The 2,415-nt window shown below is 61.2% G+C and carries 4 protein-coding genes and 1 pseudogene; 3 read left to right on the plus strand and 2 right to left on the minus strand.

Going from position 1 to position 2,415, the window contains the following annotated elements:
* Positions 1-187: 187 nt before the first annotated feature.
* The 3 genes and pseudogenes from E3O45_RS18025 to E3O45_RS09625 form a co-directional block, all read left to right on the plus strand.
* Positions 188-442: pseudogene (locus tag E3O45_RS18025) on the plus strand (SRPBCC family protein); the annotation flags it as partial.
* Between the two features lie 65 nt (positions 443-507).
* On the plus strand, positions 508-696 hold the full coding sequence (locus E3O45_RS18030; protein WP_241985307.1) for a hypothetical protein: 189 nt from the start codon (positions 508-510) through the stop codon (positions 694-696).
* 240 nt (positions 697-936) lie between these two features.
* Positions 937-1,410, plus strand: a complete 474-nt coding sequence (locus E3O45_RS09625) for a hypothetical protein (RefSeq protein WP_134443206.1) — start codon at positions 937-939, stop codon at positions 1,408-1,410.
* Between the two features lie 76 nt (positions 1,411-1,486).
* Here E3O45_RS09625 and E3O45_RS09630 read toward each other — a convergent pair whose 3' ends face one another.
* Together E3O45_RS09630 and E3O45_RS09635 are read right to left on the minus strand one after the other, a co-directional pair.
* On the minus strand, positions 1,487-1,996 hold the full coding sequence (locus E3O45_RS09630) for a hypothetical protein (RefSeq protein WP_134443207.1): 510 nt from the start codon (positions 1,994-1,996) through the stop codon (positions 1,487-1,489).
* Between the two features lie 126 nt (positions 1,997-2,122).
* Positions 2,123-2,415, minus strand: a 293-nt coding sequence (locus E3O45_RS09635) for a recombinase family protein (RefSeq protein WP_134443208.1), incomplete at its 5' end; no start/stop codon positions are given.

Genomic DNA, 2,415 nt, shown 5'->3' on the forward strand with positions numbered 1-2,415 from the left:
AGTCGAGTTGTGGGACCACGTCGTCGCTCTGGCACGCTTCCCAGGATTTGCCGAACTCAAACGCAGCCTGCGCGAGCAGCCACAGCTGGCCGCGTTCGGAGTCGAAGCGAGCACGGTCGGAAAGCAAGAAGACTGGCACGGCGGCAGCCGGCGGCAGAAGAAATGACCGCTCCGTTAGGGTATATGCATGAGTGAGACAAGCATCCGCAGCCACCAGGAATCCGTCATCGTCGAGGCGTCGGCCGCGTTTCTCTACGACCTGCTCTCTGACATCACCCGCACCGGCGAGTGGAGCCCGGTCTGTACGTCGTGTTGGTGGGACGACGAGGCCGAGGCTGGTCGGGTCGGTGCCTGGTTCACCGGGCACAACGAGCTCCCGCATCGGACCTGGGAGACCCGGTCTGAGGTTGTGACGGCAGAGCGCGGTCGCGAGTTTGCCTGGGTGGTGGGCGGCAGCTTCGTGCGCTGGGGCTTCAGCTTCGCCGCCGCGGAGACCGGGACGNGACGATGCTCACCGAGTCTTGGGAGTTCTTGCCGGACGGGATCGCCATGTTCGAGGACAAGTTCGGCGAAGAGGCGCATGCTGAGATCACCGACCGCACCCAGCAGGCGCTCGATGGCATCCCGAAAACCCTCGCCGCGATCAAACGGATCGCCGAGGTCTCCAGCGACGCAGGGGCACAGTCCCAGTCATGACCGGACCGCCCGGGAAGGGCTGTCTCTGCAACGGTGTTTCCAGCACTTCTACGAGCCGCCTAAAGTCCCACTGGCCTCATCGACCTTGACAAGTTCCGTCCCGGCACCGCCAGTAACCGAGTAGACGACGACCATTCTAAGGTGTCCCGGTCCCCGTCCGGCTAATGGGACCGAGGAGCTGGACGTTTGCGAAGGGTGAGCGATGTCTTCAGCGAAGCCTGCGGTCAGTAGGATTTACCCATGCAACTGGGTGTGGGCACGAGAGCCTCCGTGACGTTGGAGCCTGTTCGATATGAGTTCGCGAACTCTGCCGGCGATGAGTGGGATGACAACTGGCTGGTCATCAGCGGGGACGTATCGGCACCGGACACGGAGTGGCAATTTTCTGTTCCGTGTTTGACGACCTTCGAAGCGAAACAGATTTCGGCCTGGCTGCGGAGCGTGGCCGATGGAAGCATCCCCGTCAGCATCATTGGACACGCGGGAGTTGTGCCGTCGCTCGAATTCACGGAACCGAATCTTGCGTTCAGCGTTGAAAGTTATAAGGACGAGTCGACGTCGGTTAGGGTGCACTTTGCACTTGAAACCAGGCCTGTTGGCCAGAGCAGTCACGACCGGGCCCAATTCTGGGTCGAGGTCGCAGTGACGGCCGTCGACCTTGACTCGGCGGCCGACGAATGGGACAAGGCACTGTCAGTCTTTCCGGACCGCTAGGCGTTCCGCCTCTGGTAAGCGCGCTAACGGCAATGATGACGAGGGAGGATCCTACTTTGACGGTTGTCTCGGCTGATCACCCCGTGTGGACGATTTCCCACAAATCTCCGAGAGTCACGTTGAGCTGCTCTTCACTCGGGCAGTCGTCGCACAACGATTGAAACTTGCTGCGCTCAGCTTCACTCGCGCCGTGCTGATCGAGGTAGCGCTGCCGTAGCGGGCCATCAGTGACGCCGACGGGACGACGGTCCATCAATCTGCGCGGTGCGTGATCGTGGAGGATCAACTGTTCTTCGAGCTCCGGCCGCAGCGCCAGCGCGAGCTCAAGCTGACTCGTTGTCGCCGCCCAATGCCTGACTGTGGACTCCCGTACTGCCTCTTCGGGGTCATCGATCAAGGCCAGGAATACGTCAGCCGGCAACACAAATGGGTAGGCGCCAAGCTGCCACCTCACAAAGACGTCGTCGGACCCCGCGGCCGCGCGAAGCACGTCATCAGGAAGCGGAACCGGAGGCACGAACGTCCTGCGGTACTCAGCATCTTGCGCCTCAATCAGCGCCAGCTCAATGTCATCATCGTCTGCCATTCGTCAATGATGCTTCCTGACGTTCATTAGCACCAGCCCCGGACGCGCACCACGGCGGACGTAGCGCAGAGGGTTCCCGTTGCCGGACTAGATAGTCCGGCAACGGGAATTCAATCGGTGCCCGTCTCAAAGGCTAGATTCGAACTGACGTTGGATAGTGCGGTAAACGGTCGATCGCGCGACGTTGAAGAGTTCCGCCAGTTCCGCGCTGGAGTGAAGGCCGGCGGTGTGGACTTCGATCAAGTGTTTCTGCTGTGGTACCGACAGTTTGGGCTGTTTACCGCGAAGACGTCCTTTCGCTTTGGCCACGTGCATTCCTTCCCGCGTTCTGGCGCGAATCAGGTCCGACTCGAATTCAGCGACCATTGCCAGGACGTTGAAGAGGAGGCGCCCGACCGGGTCGTTCGGATCATGCACCG

The organism is Cryobacterium sp. TMS1-20-1 (genome assembly GCF_004402355.1).
GTDB lineage: Bacteria > Actinomycetota > Actinomycetes > Actinomycetales > Microbacteriaceae > Cryobacterium > Cryobacterium levicorallinum.